This is a genomic window from Shewanella morhuae (assembly GCF_900156405.1).
In the GTDB taxonomy this organism is placed as follows: Bacteria; Pseudomonadota; Gammaproteobacteria; order Enterobacterales; family Shewanellaceae; genus Shewanella; species Shewanella morhuae.
Map to the genome: position 1 here is coordinate 186,202 of NZ_FTNN01000006.1, position 16,003 is coordinate 202,204.

A 16,003-nucleotide genomic window follows, 5' to 3' on the forward strand; every position below is an offset into this window, starting at 1 on the left:
CAGGTCTCTGCCTAGTGTAGGGTGTATCTCTTGAAGCTCTTTGGGTACAGACACTAGGGTCTAAAATGCGGCGAAATTATACCTTGCGTCACAAATTTGTATACAGGATATTTTTCTAATCCGAAGTCACTGCCATTAGATTTTCTTATCTTAAACCTGTAATTTTTTTACATGCGAACGGCGGATTTGCGCAGCTTGCAAACAAATCGCTGATATTAGCAGCAATTCTGATCACATTAGCGCAACCGCGGCTAACGACATAACTTAGGCAGCGCCGACTTATTGCCCATGGCCTGTTGTATGAACACTGTTTTCAGCCCAGCGACATTATCAACCAGATTTAACCCCAAATCGCGGATCGCTTTTTTAAGTGGGTTGCTGCCTTCAAAGAGTCGTTTAAAGCCTTCCATTGCGGCAATCATCTCCATGGCATCGGCTTTGCGCCAACGCTCAAGGGCGCGCAAATTGGCATAATCGCCGATATCTTTACCCGCTTGCTGTAATTCATTGACCACTTCGATAATGCTGGCCGCATCTAAAAAGCCGAGGTTAACCCCTTGTCCAGCCAGTGGATGAATGGTGTGCGCCGCATCACCGGCTAACACTAAGCGATGGCGGGCAAAATGGCGGGCATAACGCATTCGCAGTGGAAAAGCTTGGCGCTCGCTTTCAAGCTGACATAAGCCTAAACGGCCATCAAAGGCGGCGGTTAAGTGGCGCTCAAATTGAACGTTATCCATGGCTAATAATTCGTTGGCGCGCTCTGGCGGCACAGACCACACAATAGAGCACAGATTATCTTCATACAGAGGTAAAAATGCCAACGGCCCGTCCTGTAAAAATACTTGGCGAGCGGTAGCAAGGTGCGGTAATTCAGTACGAATAGTGGCGACTAACGCATGGTGGCCGTAATCCCAAAAGGTCAGCGGTATTTTACACTGCTCACGCACCCAAGAGTTGGCACCATCGGCGGCGATTACCAACGCAGCACTGACACTTTCTATTCCAGACTCGGCGCCATTAGCGAGGGTCAGCCAAGCTTCGCGCTCACCAAAGGCAATGCGTTCAATACGTTGGTTTTCGATATGGGTGATGTTGTCAAACTCACTGACACGTTTGGCGAGGGCGTAGCTGATGGCATCGTTTTCGATAATAGTGCCAAGGCTTGCTTCGCTGATGCTGTTGGCGTCAAAGGCAATTTTGCCAAAGCCGTCTTTATCCCACACGGCCATTTTTTGGTAAGGCGTAGCACGGGCTGTCTCTACATAAGCCCAAGCACCTAAATGTTCTAACAAACGCTGGCTTGCCTTATTGATAGCACTCACGCGTAAACGCGCTGAGCCGCTGACGGCTTCTGTCTGCCCTGCATCAATAACAACAACATTAAGATTAGCCTGTGCCAATCCAATCGCGGTGGCGAGTCCCACCATGCCACCGCCCACAATAGCAATGTCATAGGTTTGCGAACTTAACATGGGTACATCCTTTTCGCGTTGCGATACCAGTGAATAGCGTTGCTTTGCCGTCATTGCCTTACGGGCGATAGACGTTAGCGATATCAACGCATTCGAGTGTTATTTCCAGCCCATCGCTTTTTGGGCTACAGGCGTTTTAAATGGCACAAACCAAGATAATGACCGCAAGCCTAAATTACGACCGAGCACCAAGGGCCAATACTGGTTTGAAAAACCACGGACTAAAAACTCAATATTACGGATAGTGCTGTTTCTGTCATGCTCACGAACTTTTAGATATGCATGGGTTACGGCAACACTGCCGATATCATCGCCCTGCTCTAGCGCCGTTTTGAGCACCTCAAGCAAACTCACCACATCGCGAAGACCTAAGTTAAATCCTTGTCCTGCAATAGGATGCACCGTCTGCGCCGCATTGCCGATAAACACACATCTATGGTGGATAGGCCTTGGCATATACGACAAATCAAGCGGATACGCATGGCGCGTACTCACATCAACAAATTTGCCTGCGCGATAACCAAAAGCTTGCTGCAGCGCCGCTAAAAACTCAGCTTTAGGCGCGGCTTGCATTTGCTTGGCACCTTCGGCATCGAGCGCCCACACCATTGATAATCGCGGCTGGCCTTGAATGTCGCCCATAGGTAACAGCGCTAAAGGGCCTGTTTGGGTAAAGCGCTCATAGGCCCAATGTTGGTGGGGTTTGTCGGTTTGAATATTGGCGATAATCGCCGTTTGTGCAAAAGCCACTTGGGTAATGGGCAAATTAAAACTGCTGCGAACTTTAGATTGCAAACCATCGGCGGCGACCACCAGCTTAGCTTGAATGCGCTCACCGGTATCGAGTAGCAATGTGTGGCTATCGATAGCGGCGTCGATTTGCACAAGTTTGGCGGGGCAAAACAGTTTTACATCGCTTTTAGTTAACTCGCTAAATAGCACTTGGCCGACACGTTCAAGCTCGACCACTTGGCCTAACGCATCTAAATGAAACTGCGCCGCATTGAGCTCTGTCATGCCAAAATGGCCACGATCCGACACATGGATATTTTCAATCGCCGTGCCCAAATGGGCGAGCTTAGGCCATAAACCTAAGCGAGATAATTCGAAAATAGAGCCGTGGGCGATAGCGATAGAGCGCGCATCAAACCCGGGATGTTGTTTATCAGGGACATGCGCCTCAATTAACGCAATGGAAAGTGGTCTAGCTAATTTATGTGCGAAGGACTGTGCAGATAAGGACTGTGCCGATGATAAACGCGCTAGCGCTAACGCTAAGGTCGCGCCCGCCATGGCGCCGCCAACAATAGCGATGTCGACGTTTTGAACTGAAGTATCCATGTGCATCGTGGTCGTCATGGGGATCTCATTCAAGCTATGGCATGGCGCACCTGCTATATCAACAGTTGCGACAATGCAATTAACAATACTGGTGTCATGGACGAAAAGGCCAGATAAACCAGCCTTTTATATCAAATTAAATAACCATTATAAAAACTTAAACAATAGCGATTAGATTAACTTAATAATTGCGATGATTAGTGCACCGCTGCAATGTCGTCGCTTTCGCCATGGGGAAGTTCGGGGCCAAATTCGGCGTAACACATAATCGCAGCTATCCGCACAAACTCGAGCAGTTCAGTGTATGCCGCCTCGGACTCTTCATCGTCGGCAACATCAAATTCAACTTGGGCAATTTCGGCTAAGTCTTTAATGACTTCACGCACCTCAGTCGAAGCCTGATTAAGTTTGGGCTGAATAATCGCCATACCAGTCAAAAAGCTTTGCGCCCACAAAGATAAAGCCTCAACACGCTGGCTAAGCGGTTCTTCTTCCTCTGGCAACAGCGGCATAAAGCCAAATTCAAACTCGGCTAAACGCGTTACTGAATCTTGGAACAAATCACACACCAGTTGATGTAACTGCGCTGGCAATGGCTGGCCGTCGTTCATCAGATCAAATAAAGGCTTGATCCAAGTGTCGCCAGTTTGCTCTACACCACCGCAAATTAAACCGACTAAAGCGCCGTGAACTTCAACCGGATGCTGACCAATTTCGGCCGCATCTAAGGCAATTTTTAAGCTATCGATTCGTAACGAAGGGGGGGTGGCCATATCAGATCCCAATAAGATTTTTTCAGCTGCAATGCTAGCAGAGATAAAGACTTGAACCAATACTGAATCCCGATAATGCGCAAATCCACAGGACTTAAGTTAATAATTTCAACAACTGCTCACACAAGCAGCAAACAAAACTATCCCGACAAATCCATTGGCGGCTTACCTTGCACTTTTAATTTTAGCCCTATATAGTCCGCTTCAGAGGTTAACGAAAGGATCCCCCGTTATATGAGTAACAGTGCAGTTGAAATTACCCTACTTGGGCGCACCTACTCTATCGCTTGCCCGAAAGGCCAAGAGGATGCCCTACGTACGGTGGCACTAGGTGTTGAACAACAACTTATTGCGTTAAAAAGCCGAACCAATAGCCTTAGTCGTGAAGAAATCGCAATTATGGCAGCGCTCAATATTGGACACGAGTTGTTCCAAGAAAAGCAAAAGAACAAGCATTACATGCAACAGATGGACGACCGAATCAGCTTGCTGCAGTCGACCCTCGAAAATGCCTTAGTTGAGCGTTCAACTAAATAGCATTAAAGTTTAACTGTGAAGCACGAGGGTTTAGCGCGATAACGCCGCTAAGTTAACTCTTTTGATACACAGAGAATGGCTAAACTGGCTTAAATACTAAGACAATTTTTAGCGATTCAGTACCGTTTTGCTCCCTGGGATGCATGCCAACTGGTAATGTCCCTGTGCCGATAATTTTGATCTTAGGGTGAATGCTTTACTGACATTGTGCATGCTCGGCTCGTACCGAGAAGCCTTAGGAGGTAATCATTTTCCCGCCTTGAACCTACGGTTCAAGGGCTACACCGGGTAGCGGCATTCTGGGGAGCATCTTAATTTATGTCTACATCTTCTACACTCAGCGACAATCTTCCTGCTAAAAGTAAAGCACCGCAAGCTGCGGCGCGCATCGATATCAACGCAAAAGAAAGTCGCCAGCAATTACGTAAAACCATCCGCAGTGCGCGTAAATCGCTAACACCAGCTGAGCAAACCTTGGCAAGCCTTAATGCCTGCCACAAAATGATTGATGAGCTACAAGCTCAAAAAGCACAGCATGTAGCATTGTACTTAACCCATGATGGTGAACTTGCGACCGCGCCGCTTATCAATGCACTGTGGCAATTAGGCATTAATACCTACTTACCCAGATTGCACCCCTTCAATGCCGGACAACTACTTTTTTTGCGTTACACCGCTGACACGCCGATGCAGCCCAATCAATTTGGCATCTTAGAACCTAAATTAGCTGTGCGCGCCATCATCCCCGTGACTGAGTTAGATATTGTCATCACTCCCTTGGTCGCTTTTGATGCTGTGGGTAATCGCATGGGGATGGGCGGCGGCTATTACGATAGGACTCTGGCGAACTGGCAGCTTCAGGGCAAACCTTTACCTATGGGTTACGCCCATGACTGCCAACAAGTGCCGAGCTTACCCTGTGAGCATTGGGATGTGCCTTTACCGATGATCATCACCCCAAGCCGCGTGTTGACGTTCTAAACGATTGGATTTACGCATCAAAGCACTACTTTAACTGGCGACCGCCATCGACATTATGGCAACGACCCGTAACGTAGCGACTATTCAGTAGATATTGCACTAAATCGATAATTTCCTCATTGCCGGCCTCTTTTGGTAATAACGCTTTGGCTAAGGTTTTTTGTTGATAGGCAATATCATCTTCTGCATTAAATAAAATCATCGCTGGCGCGATGGAATTAACTTTCACCTCGGGAGCAAATTTAGCAGCAAAGGATAATGTCATATTGTGCAGCGCAGCTTTACTGGCAGCGTAGGCAATATGCTTCTGACTGCCCTTTTCGGCCACATAATCGGTAATATCGATAATATCACTCGCACCAATATTACCATCCGCTCCAGCGCGTAGCTGCGCTTCTAAGGCCAAGTTTAATTGATAGGGCACGCTCACATGCACTTGCATCATCCGCTGCAACACTTCGCTCGGCGCAAAAGTGGCGCTTTTTGCAGGCTCATTCCTTGTCAGCACAGGATCAGGCAGCCAATCGGACGCATTGTGAATAATAGCGCGAATTTGAGGCAGCTTAGCGAGCTCATCGATTAAGGATTGCACTTGGATATCATCGTAAAAATCACAGGGATACAAAGTCGCGCCTAAAGTTTTTAGCTCATCAATACTCGCATAGTGGCTACGATAGGTACCAATCACACTCAGGCCTTGGGCGAGAAAATGTTTGGCTAAGGCGTAACCAATACGCTTACCTACGCCAGTGATGATGATGGGAGATGTCATACTAATCCTGTTATTTTTAAAGCGATTATGGCTCGTTTATGATTCATTGAATGGTAAATACACCTAAGACTCAAGCAAAACGAATCAACATCCAAAATCCTAGCGTATTTTTTTAGATTTAATCTAACTGGAAGGCTAATTAATAATGCTGATCACGTCTAAAATTAGATCCAATCTCGCATCAACTGCGATCTAAAATCATTGCTGCAGCGTATAGGATAAGCTAAAGCTAAGCTCACGCATTAAGATTAAATTATCTGAGGTATCCCCGATGGAACTGCGAATTTTTTATGATGGAAACTGTCCATTATGTAGCGCCGAAATGCGTCAACTGAAAGCGCGCGATCCCGATAACTTAATTGCGCTAGAAAATTTAAATGCGCCAGACTTTAGCCAGCGTTTCAGTTATATCGATAAAAACTACGCTAATACTATTCTGCATGGCGAAACCGCAACCGGCGAAATATTACTCGGCTTAGATGTCACCTGCAAAGCGTGGGCACTTACGGGAACCCGTTCTTGGATACAATTATTACGCTTACCTATTATTAAACCCGTTGCCGATTGGCTTTACTTACGCTTTGCTAAAAATCGCTATCGCATTTCTTATTTACTGACAGGTAAAGCCCGCTGCGACGATAATTGCCAATTGCCCACTAAGCGCCGCTGATTTAGGTTTAGAAAGCGTAAAACGCAGACATAAAAAAACGGAGCTCAAGGGCTCCGCTTTTAACTCGTTATAATCTAAAAAGATTATTCGAATAATTATTTAACGAAATCAACGCCTAGTTTGATATCGCCTTTTAGCGTATCTAACATAGAATCACGGGCGTTAGCTTCAAATGCACTCACTTCACCGTAAGGCAGTACTTTTTCAATACCGTTTTTGCCTAACAATACAGGTTGTGCGAAGAACTGGGCATGTTCACTACCACCGTCAACGTAAGCACATTCAACGACGTTAGCTTCGCCTTGCAGACCACGAACCAAAGACAGACCGAAACGGCAAGCCGCTTGACCCATAGACAATGTCGCGCTGCCGCCACCGGCTTTAGCTTCAACCACTTCTGTACCCGCGTTTTGAATGCGAGTTGTCATGGTTGCCACTTCTTCATCAGTGAACGTCACGCCTTCAACTTGAGAAAGTAATGGCAAAATGGTCACGCCGCTATGGCCGCCAATCACATTCACTTTAACATCAGCAACGTTTAAGCCTTTTAATTCGGCAATAAAGGTTTCAGAGCGGATCACGTCCAGCGTGGTAATACCGAATAGACGGTTTTTATCGTAAACACCGGCTTTTTTCATCACTTCGGCTGCAATAGCCACAGTGGTGTTAACTGGGTTGGTGATAATACCGACTAAAGCAGTAGGACAAGTCGCAGCCACTTTTTCCATCAGGTTACGCACGATACCAGCGTTGATGTTAAACAGATCAGAACGATCCATGCCTGGTTTACGCGCAACACCAGCAGAAATCAGCACTACGTCTGCATCTACCAGCGCAGGCGTTGGATCTTCACCGGCAAAACCTTTGATTTCAACAGCAGTCGGGATGTGGCTCAAGTCAACCGCAACACCCGGAGTAACCGGTGCGATATCATATAGAGACAGCTTTGAGCCCGCAGGCAGTTGAGTTTTTAACAGTAAGGCAAGAGCCTGGCCGATACCGCCAGCAGCACCAAGTACAGCAACTTTCATAATGAACTCCGTTATTTCTCGGATATGTGTGACATGGATCTAATTTGCGTGTGCGTCACATTACTGGAATGTCGCAACAATTTCAATTATCCCTTAGTCGTGGAACAAAAGAATTTCGAAATAACTGATAGCTCACAAAAGAACAATGACTCGATTGCACATTTTAAGCCGATGATAATGACGCTAAGCCTGCTGCTTAGTGAATGTTTATTCAGCCAATTTGATTGTATGTTGACAATTTGTTTAAAAATATTCAAAATGGGCCTGTTTTTTTGAATAAAGAATAATAATATTATGCAGACGACCAAGAATCAGGATGACCTTGTTAGAGTTTTTAAGTCGATTTTAAAAGAAGAGCGCTTTGGCTCTCAAAGTGAAATCGTCATCGCCTTGCAAGCTGAAGGCTTTGGTAATATTAACCAATCAAAAGTATCACGCATGCTCAGCAAGTTCGGCGCTGTTCGAACTCGCAACGCTAAACAAGAGATGGTGTATTGCTTACCCGCCGAATTAGGCGTGCCAACCGCAGGCAGCCCATTAAAAAACTTAGTGCTGGATGTTGACCATAACCAAGCCATGATCGTGGTGCGAACCAGCCCTGGCGCAGCACAACTGATTGCCCGCTTATTGGATTCTATCGGTAAGCCAGAAGGGATTTTGGGAACGATTGCAGGTGATGATACGATTTTTATTTGCCCATCAAGCATCCAAGATATCGCCGACACCTTAGAAACCATCAAATCTTTATTCAATTATGCCGAATAAAAAAAGCACTTAATGCCTTGGCATTAAGTGCTTTATCAAAATGTAACTCTTACAACTCAACTACAACTCAACTTGGTCAGTCACAACAATTTACTCATCGAACTGCAGCATAAAATCTAAAGCGGGTACGAAGAAAGATGAACCCGTTAATGCCTTAGTGAAATACATTAAATGATCATGATTACCTTCGCCATCACCAAATATCATACTGTGTAGCATTTTTTCAAAATGTTCGGGTGTACGACAGCAAGCAATAAACATCAACCCCTGCTCTTTAAGCGATCCGTAGGGCATGCTCTGACGTAGGATTTCCATTGAGTTTCCGTCAGCATCTTTAAGATTCACCCGTTTTATATGGCTGGTGAGTGGCTTATCCTTGGATTCATATTCGATATTATCTTGTTTAGTGCGCGCGAATATATCTTCTTGTTTTTTAATCGGTAAGCGGTTCCACTTACTTAAGTTATGGGCATATTTTTGTACGTGAACATAACTGCCGCCCTTAAATCCAGCATCCTCATCACCAACCAGTGTGACTTCTTGACGATGGCGTCCCTTTGGGTTTTCAGTACCATCGACAAAACCGGTCAGATCGCGACTATCCATAAATCTAAAGCCGCGCTCTTCGTCCACTAATTCCACCAAATCTTCAAACATTTGGCTAATTTCATTGGCGACTAAATGCAGAATATCGTAACGGTCACAGCGAATATGTACATACAAATCATATTCGATTGCAGGTGCATCAAGACTCCCAGCTTGTATCGCAGGGAAAGGCCTTAACATTTTAGGGCGGGCATCGGTATAGAGGCTATCCCAGTAATTAGCGCCGATACCGACAAAACCATTGAATGCACTGTCAGAATACTGATCTGTCAGTTCGTAAATATACTGCGCTACGTTGGCAAGGCAGGGACGTAACTGCGACTCCACATTATCATTTGCATTAAACATCAAGTAGATACTATGTAAGTTTCCCTCTGCACACACACCTAACTGTTCACGCGGCATATTTTGAATATCCATTTGGTTGTGACCCTGTTCTAAATTCATTTTCGGTAATATTATCCGCAACTTTCCCTAAAAATGACATTAACTAACGCACACTTTACTCGAGTTTATTAATGATAATGCCTATAACGAAGCGTTGTTGTGCTCAAGCTCATTGAAAAATGATGCAACGCATAAATTTCGCTAGCGAGTCTACCCCAATACAGTAGGCAAAGCTCACTAACACCATGATATTTATTTAAACTAATACCCTGCAGCATGACCATCTTTACGACTCTCAATGCACCGCGGTAAACGCCAGTTTCTGCATTAAAGCCAATCGCTTGATAACCACCAAAATCCCCTAAAGCATCACGCAATATATGCCCTTTTTTAATGAGCTCACGGCGCGTTTCAACAGGAAAGCCTGACTCTAGGCTCACATAACCGCCATCGGTCATCACCTCGCCAGTAGGCTCAGTAGAACCGCTATGTAAAATCCGAGGCGCATCGCCCGCTTCTTGTAGGTTCATTTTAAAATCAATGAGATTCATTAAAATTTGTGCATGCATTTGCGGCTGCGTTGCACCGCCCATGACCCCAAAACTAAGCCAAGGCTTACCTGCTTTAGTCACAAACGCGGGAATAATCGTTTGAAAAGGTCGCTTACCTGGCGCATAGGTATTGAAACGTCCCTCAGTTAAATCAAACATTTGCCCACGATCTTGCAACACAAAACCCAGATCGGCCGGCGTCATTCCCGAGCCCATACCACGGTAATTACTCTGGATAAGTGACACCATATTGCCGTCTTTATCTGCCGTTGTGAGGTAAACCGTATCACCGTGCTGTAGGGCAGGATTACCTGCATCAACACTTTTGGCGGCTTTATTCGTGTCAATTAATTTAGCGCGCTCATAGTTGTAGTGTTGTGATATCAACTCGGTAACAGGGACGTTATTAAAGGCCATATCGGCATAAAATTTAGCTCTGTCGGCAAAAGCCAGTTTTTTAGCCTCTACAAATAAATGCACATATTCAGGGCTGTTAAAGCCCATAGCAGCGACATCAAAGGGTTCCATGGTTTTTAAAATTTGCAGTGCGGCAATGCCTTGTCCATTGGGCGGTAATTCCCACACATCATAACCACGATAATTGACCGAAACAGGCTCAACCCATTCGCTGGTATGACTGGCTAAATCTTCATAGCTTAAATAGCCCCCTTGGGACGCCATATATTTATCAATACTTTTAGCGATATTACCTTTATAAAATGCATCACGCCCACCCTTAGCAATTTTCTCATAGGTGTTTGCTAGGGCGGGGTTTTTAAAGATTTCACCTACCGCAGGTACCTTACCCGTTGGCATATAGGTTTCTTTAAACCCTGGGAATTTAGCCAGTTTTTTAGCACTGCTATCAAGATAATAAGCAATCAGCTCAGAGACCGGAAAACCATTGCGGGCGTAACCAATCGCGGGGGCAAGATTATCCGCCATCGGTAATTTGCCAAACTTATTATGCAACTCATACCAACCATCAACCGCGCCGGGAACCGACACAGGCAAAGGGCCAAGTGGCGGTAAATAGTCTAGCCCAAGGGATTTAAGCTTTTCTAAGCTCAATGATTTGGGACTACGGCCTGAAGCATTAAGACCATAAAGACGCTTATCTTTCGCGCTCCAAACGATGGCAAATAAATCACCACCGACACCCGAGCCTGTGGGCTCAACCAAGCCTAACATGGCATTAGCGGCAATCGCGGCATCTACCGCACTGCCACCTTGCTTGAGTATATCAATCGCGACTTGAGTTGCTAATGGCTGGCTCGTCGCCGCCATTCCGTGTGTTGCATACACTTCTGAGCGGGTTGCAAAGGCTTTACCCGTAATTCTATCCATGGCCATAACTCCTGCAGACGATACCGCGGTTGCAACAATAACGAGGGTATAAATTGAATTTATTATTTTTAACATAACACCTCCTAAATAAGAGAGTTAACGTAACAAGGCTGAGCAAAGATATCACCAAGCAATAGCACTTAAACTCAAGTTAAACGTAAGTAAAAATGTCTTACTCTCGCTCACGTATCCGATGCTGGAGCGATCTATAGCCTTGCCTAACATAGGTTAAATTACTGCTGGGCTCTGCATTTTAAGCAAGTTTACGTATACAATAGCGCGATATTTTGAACCCTTAGCCACAGGATGCCCCATGCCTTGGATCCAACTCCGTGTAAATACCAATAGCGATGATGCTGAAACCATTAGTGATTTACTTATGGAAGCCGGCTCAGTCTCGATAACCTTCGAGGATGGTAAAGATACACCTATTTTTGAACCTAAACTGGGTGAAACCCCGCTATGGCGTGATACCGTTGTCGTGGCGTTATTTGATGCCGAAACCGATCTAACGCCAACCATCGCGATGCTGAAAACCTTGCCATTTCTCGGTGAAAACTTCAGCCACAAGGTAGAACAAATCGAAGATAAAGACTGGGTGCGCGAATGGATGGATAATTTTCACCCTATCCTCTTTGGCACACGTTTATGGATCTGCCCAAGCTGGCGCGAAATTCCTGATCCAACCGCAGTAAATGTGATCCTCGATCCCGGCCTTGCCTTTGGCACGGGCACACATCCCACCACAGCGCTGTGTTTAGAGTGGTTAGATAGCTTAGATTTACGTGATGAAGAAGTCATCGATTTTGGCTGCGGCTCTGGCATTTTAGCTGTAGCTGCGCTGAAGCTAGGCGCGAAAAAAGTTACCGGTATTGATATCGATTATCAAGCTATTGACGCCTCACGTGCTAATGCTGAGCGTAATGATGTCGCCGACAAGTTGGCACTCTACTTACCAGAAGATCAGCCCGCTGATCTTAAGGCCGATGTACTGGTGGCGAACATACTGGCAGGCCCACTGCGCGAATTGGCGCCTTTAATCGCCGAACGCGTTAAAAGCGGTGGTAAATTGGCCCTTTCTGGTCTACTAAAAGAACAGGCCCAAGAAGTCTCTGACTTTTATAGTCAATGGTTCGATATGGACGAAGCGGCTCACAAAGAAGATTGGAGTCGCTTGACAGGCACACGCAAATAGCGCTAAAGGGTGGCGCAACGTGCGCCACCGTTGACTTCTCACAATATAGCCTCTGACTTCTTGACGATTAAATGTCAAGAAATAAAATTGCCTCTAGGTCATTTATTGACCTTTGCATCGCCAACAAAAAGGGCTACTATAGCGCCCCTTTGAAGAGCAAGGTGAAACATAAAATGCAGATTGGACCCTATCAACTGAAAAATCAGCTGATCGTGGCACCAATGGCAGGTGTCACCGACCAAGCCTTCCGTAATCTTTGTCTTCGTTATGGCGCTGCCTTAGCGGTTTCCGAGATGCTTTCATCCAATCCTGAGGTTTGGGATACAGATAAAAGCCGCCAGCGCATGACGCATTCTGGTGAAGAAGGTATTCGCTCAGTGCAAATAGCCGGAGCCGATCCTGATTTAATGGCGCAAGCCGCGTTGTTCAATGTTGAACAAGGCGCTCACATCATTGATATCAATATGGGTTGTCCCGCAAAAAAAGTGAATAAAAAGCTGGCTGGCTCAGCGCTGATGCAAAACCCGCCGCTGGTAAAAGAAATTTTACAAGCCGTGGTCGCCGCAGTGAATGTGCCTGTCACGTTAAAGATTCGCACCGGTTGGGAGCCAGAACACAAGAATGGTGTTCAAATCGCCCAGATTGCAGAGAATTGTGGCATAGCTTCGCTCGCCGTTCACGGCCGCACGAGGCAATGTATGTACAGAGGCAATGCCGAGTACGACACGATTAAAGCAATCAAACAGAATGTCTCGATTCCTGTCGTCGCCAATGGGGATATCGACAGTCCGGAGAAAGCCCGCTTTGTGCTGGAATACACCGGTGCCGATGCCTTGATGATAGGACGGGGTGCTCAAGGACGACCTTGGATTTTCAGAGAAATCCAGCACTACTTGGAAACGGGTAATAAGCTAGCGCCCATTGAGGTTGCCGAACAGCGTCAAGTGATGCTGGAACACCTCACCAAACTGTATGATTTGTATGGTGAATATAAGGGTATCCGCTTTGCCAGAAAACATATGGGATGGTACCTAGACCAAGAAGCTCAGCGCCAATTTAGGGCTGACTTTAATCGGCTGGAAACCACTGCAGAACAGTATTCCCTCGTGGAATGTTATTTTGATGAATTAGTACAGAATTAATAAAGAGCAGAATAGAATGTTTGATCAGACAACTAACACAGAAGTTCACCAGCTTACCGTTGGCAAAATTGAAACCGCAAACGGCACTATCAAGCCCCAGTTATTACGTGATGCGGTCAAACGTGCCGTAACTAACTTCTTCGCACAGTTGGACGGTCAGGAAGCACAAGAAGTTTATGAAATGGTATTAAGCGAAGTGGAAGCACCTCTGCTCGACATCATCATGCAACACACTCGTGGCAACCAAACCCGCGCAGCAAACATGCTAGGTATCAACCGTGGTACTCTGCGTAAAAAATTAAAGAAATACGGCATGAATTAATCCGTAAGGATTAAGCTGTTGTATTGAAAAAGAAAAAGCCTGAAGTTATTCAGGCTTTTTTACGATTGAATACGCGCATAGTTACACAACTATTTACACCGTCATCTACATCAGCAATGCCCTACTCAATTACGCCATCAGTTATACCACCAATAACACTCACTAGATTAAGCTGTTATCTACGCCATCAAAATATCGCTGTTAAATACCACTTTACCGTGCCGCTTAAAAGAGGCCCATCAACTCATCTACAAATAGCGATTACCTTACGATTGCTACAACACCTAACTGATGGTGGCTAAATATCAAATTGCGACCTAATTAACACTTTTAGAGATAAAAATACGCTTTGCTTGCTTACTCATTAAGATGCAAATAACATGCATGTAAATAAATTGCCGTATTGGAGCGTTTCCGTGTCATCAGCTAATGCATCATCTGAATTATTTGCCCATGAAGAATCATCTCAATCTTGGTTGGATAGAAAAGTCGGAGAGCTAGTCGTCGAAGATTTCCGTCGTGCCCATGTATTTAGTCAATTTGGTATCGATTTTTGTTGCGGCGGTGGCAAACTATTATCTGTCGCCTGTGAACGCGCTGGCGCTGATACTGGAGCGGTTGTGGCGGCATTAAACTCAGCATCCCTAGCTAACGGCAAAGAGGATGAATCGAATCATTTACCGCTTGCAGAGTTGATTGATTTTATCGAATCTACCCATCATCAATATATACGCGCCAAAGGGCCTTTATTGATTGAATACTCAGTAAAAATGGTAAGAGCTCACGGTAAAGAACATGACGAAATCATTCCTTTTGCAGGTTTAGTACGTGCGCTAGTTGAAGACTTAATGCCGCATTTAATGAAGGAAGAAAAAATATTATTTCCAGCCATTCGCTCACTCAGTCAAGGTGAGCAAGTGAATGGTTGTTTTGGGCATATCAGCAACCCAATTAATGCTATGCAACATGAGCATGAAGAAGCAGGGGCCATTTTGGAGCAGCTACACCAATTAACCAACGACTTTACGCCACCACCGCATGCTTGCACTACCTGGCGCGTTTGTTATGCGACACTTGCAGAATTTGAGGCTGACTTACACAGACATATCCATTTAGAAAGTAATATTTTATTCCCTAAAGCACTCGTTTTAGCACAATAAGATTGATAACGAAAAAGGGATAAGCACATAGTTGTGCTTATCCCTGTTCTTAACTTTAGATGATCACTAAAAAATAATGCGGATTTAGCCTGTAGATTTAATAATAACCTCAACAAGACTTATCGACACAACTCCCTCTAATTTATGACTCTAAAACATTAGCCCTAATACATAAATAATGATATTTGAAGCGCTTAATGTAAAAAGAAAAAATACACTACTAAGAAAAAAGAACTGAGTGCTCCAATAACAACGGGGTAAATAAGATAGGCATCCTGCGACCTTGCTGCACGTATATAACATAAATGCACAAGAAAATAATTGTAGATAAACATCATTATTAAAACAATAACACCATGACTAAAACGTAATGTATTTATATTAATAGAAACAACGGTAAGTAACAGCAAATTAAGCAGGATTAAATAAAGAAAGACTTTCTGCAGTTTATCTGAACCGTTACGATTAACAGATGAAGCCATTGCATGCCCCTATGTTTTCGCCCGTAATTTAATCGCATCAACCAGCCGTTGGATGTCAATATTGTTATCTGATATCCAGCGAGCACCTAAAAACTTTAAAAGCCCTTTAACCGGTTGTTCTCGAGTCACTTCACATAACACACGAATATCATCAAGCTCGATATAAAATGTCATTCCAATTGAGAGTGCTTCGTTGCTCAAAATACCTACACCACTAATACTTACATCTTTTATATTAGCCGTACCAAATGAAGTAAAAACGAACCAACGAGTCGTGGATAAATTAACGGTTAAGCCGTCACAAGCTAGCGCTAATGGCGACCTTTTATTGTTCCGCAGACTAAATCGCTGGTGAATTCGACGATTATCAAATTCAATATGTTGGTACTCTGCAGCAAATTCATCCTCACCATTTGAATGCAAAAACTCTTCATGCAGATTCATAGTCATCCCTAACAAATGAGTT

At 44.9% G+C, this 16,003-nt stretch carries 15 protein-coding genes, 1 other RNA gene and 1 pseudogene; 9 read left to right on the forward strand and 8 right to left on the reverse strand.

All coding sequences use genetic code 11. The annotated features are described in order from the left end of the window. Window positions 1–251: 251 nt before the first annotated feature. The 3 genes from BW947_RS09410 to BW947_RS09420 all read right to left on the reverse strand — a co-directional run bounded on the left by BW947_RS09410 (window position 252) and on the right by BW947_RS09420 (window position 3,589). Window positions 252–1,475: an FAD-dependent oxidoreductase gene (locus BW947_RS09410; protein WP_076498883.1), complete on the reverse strand. Its 1,224-nt coding sequence runs from the start codon at window positions 1,473–1,475 to the stop codon at window positions 252–254. 99 nt (window positions 1,476–1,574) lie between these two features. After that, window positions 1,575–2,834, reverse strand: a complete 1,260-nt coding sequence (ubiH, locus tag BW947_RS09415) for a 2-octaprenyl-6-methoxyphenyl hydroxylase (RefSeq protein WP_076498886.1) — start codon at window positions 2,832–2,834, stop codon at window positions 1,575–1,577. 179 nt (window positions 2,835–3,013) lie between these two features. Then, complete coding sequence (locus BW947_RS09420) at window positions 3,014–3,589, reverse strand: UPF0149 family protein (RefSeq protein ID WP_076499054.1); 576 nt, start codon at window positions 3,587–3,589, stop codon at window positions 3,014–3,016. A 234-nt stretch (window positions 3,590–3,823) separates the two neighbouring features. On the opposite strand from BW947_RS09420, the gene BW947_RS09425 reads away from it, so the two are divergent. The 3 genes from BW947_RS09425 to BW947_RS09435 all read left to right on the forward strand — a co-directional run bounded on the left by BW947_RS09425 (window position 3,824) and on the right by BW947_RS09435 (window position 5,107). Next, window positions 3,824–4,126: a cell division protein ZapA gene (locus BW947_RS09425; protein ID WP_076498889.1), complete on the forward strand. Its 303-nt coding sequence runs from the start codon at window positions 3,824–3,826 to the stop codon at window positions 4,124–4,126. Between the two features lie 128 nt (window positions 4,127–4,254). Beyond that, a non-coding RNA gene (ssrS, locus tag BW947_RS09430) (6S RNA) lies at window positions 4,255–4,436 on the forward strand. Window positions 4,437–4,444: 8 nt separating this feature from the next. Continuing rightward, window positions 4,445–5,107 (forward strand): 5-formyltetrahydrofolate cyclo-ligase, encoded by a 663-nt coding sequence (locus BW947_RS09435; protein WP_076498891.1) that lies wholly within the window; start codon window positions 4,445–4,447, stop codon window positions 5,105–5,107. A gap of 25 nt (window positions 5,108–5,132) precedes the next feature. Here the strand turns inward: BW947_RS09435 and folM are convergent, their stop codons facing one another. After that, window positions 5,133–5,879 carry a dihydromonapterin reductase gene (folM, locus tag BW947_RS09440; protein ID WP_076498894.1) on the reverse strand — a complete coding sequence of 249 codons (747 nt, stop codon included), beginning with the start codon at window positions 5,877–5,879 and terminating at the stop codon, window positions 5,133–5,135. A gap of 271 nt (window positions 5,880–6,150) precedes the next feature. Between folM and BW947_RS09445 the strand changes: the two genes are divergently transcribed. After that, complete coding sequence (locus BW947_RS09445; RefSeq protein ID WP_076498897.1) at window positions 6,151–6,549, forward strand: thiol-disulfide oxidoreductase DCC family protein; 399 nt, start codon at window positions 6,151–6,153, stop codon at window positions 6,547–6,549. A 95-nt stretch (window positions 6,550–6,644) separates the two neighbouring features. Here the strand turns inward: BW947_RS09445 and mdh are convergent, their stop codons facing one another. Next, window positions 6,645–7,580, reverse strand: coding sequence for a malate dehydrogenase (mdh, locus tag BW947_RS09450; RefSeq protein WP_076498899.1), 936 nt, complete (start codon window positions 7,578–7,580; stop codon window positions 6,645–6,647). Window positions 7,581–7,874: 294 nt separating this feature from the next. Between mdh and argR the strand changes: the two genes are divergently transcribed. Further along, a complete protein-coding gene (gene argR, locus BW947_RS09455) occupies window positions 7,875–8,345 on the forward strand; it encodes a transcriptional regulator ArgR (protein ID WP_076498902.1) in 471 nt (156 codons plus the stop codon). 90 nt (window positions 8,346–8,435) lie between these two features. Here argR and BW947_RS09460 read toward each other — a convergent pair whose 3' ends face one another. Next, entirely contained in the window at window positions 8,436–9,371 is a 936-nt protein-coding gene (locus tag BW947_RS09460; RefSeq protein WP_076499057.1) for a Dyp-type peroxidase, read from the reverse strand. Between the two features lie 228 nt (window positions 9,372–9,599). Continuing rightward, a pseudogene (gene ggt / locus BW947_RS09465) lies at window positions 9,600–11,311 on the reverse strand (gamma-glutamyltransferase). Between the two features lie 238 nt (window positions 11,312–11,549). Between ggt and prmA the strand changes: the two are divergent. From prmA to ric, 4 genes are all read left to right on the forward strand, one after another. Further along, on the forward strand, window positions 11,550–12,431 hold the full coding sequence (gene prmA / locus BW947_RS09470; protein WP_076498904.1) for a 50S ribosomal protein L11 methyltransferase: 882 nt from the start codon (window positions 11,550–11,552) through the stop codon (window positions 12,429–12,431). 173 nt (window positions 12,432–12,604) lie between these two features. After that, on the forward strand, window positions 12,605–13,573 hold the full coding sequence (dusB, locus tag BW947_RS09475; protein WP_076498907.1) for a tRNA dihydrouridine synthase DusB: 969 nt from the start codon (window positions 12,605–12,607) through the stop codon (window positions 13,571–13,573). 16 nt (window positions 13,574–13,589) lie between these two features. Beyond that, window positions 13,590–13,895 carry a DNA-binding transcriptional regulator Fis gene (gene fis / locus BW947_RS09480; protein WP_006083371.1) on the forward strand — a complete coding sequence of 102 codons (306 nt, stop codon included), beginning with the start codon at window positions 13,590–13,592 and terminating at the stop codon, window positions 13,893–13,895. A gap of 416 nt (window positions 13,896–14,311) precedes the next feature. Continuing rightward, window positions 14,312–15,055, forward strand: a complete 744-nt coding sequence (gene ric / locus BW947_RS09485) for an iron-sulfur cluster repair di-iron protein (protein ID WP_425272274.1) — start codon at window positions 14,312–14,314, stop codon at window positions 15,053–15,055. A 491-nt stretch (window positions 15,056–15,546) separates the two neighbouring features. Here ric and BW947_RS09495 read toward each other — a convergent pair whose 3' ends face one another. Next, window positions 15,547–15,981, reverse strand: a complete 435-nt coding sequence (locus BW947_RS09495; protein ID WP_076498912.1) for a pilus assembly protein PilZ — start codon at window positions 15,979–15,981, stop codon at window positions 15,547–15,549. Window positions 15,982–16,003: the final 22 nt, after the last annotated feature.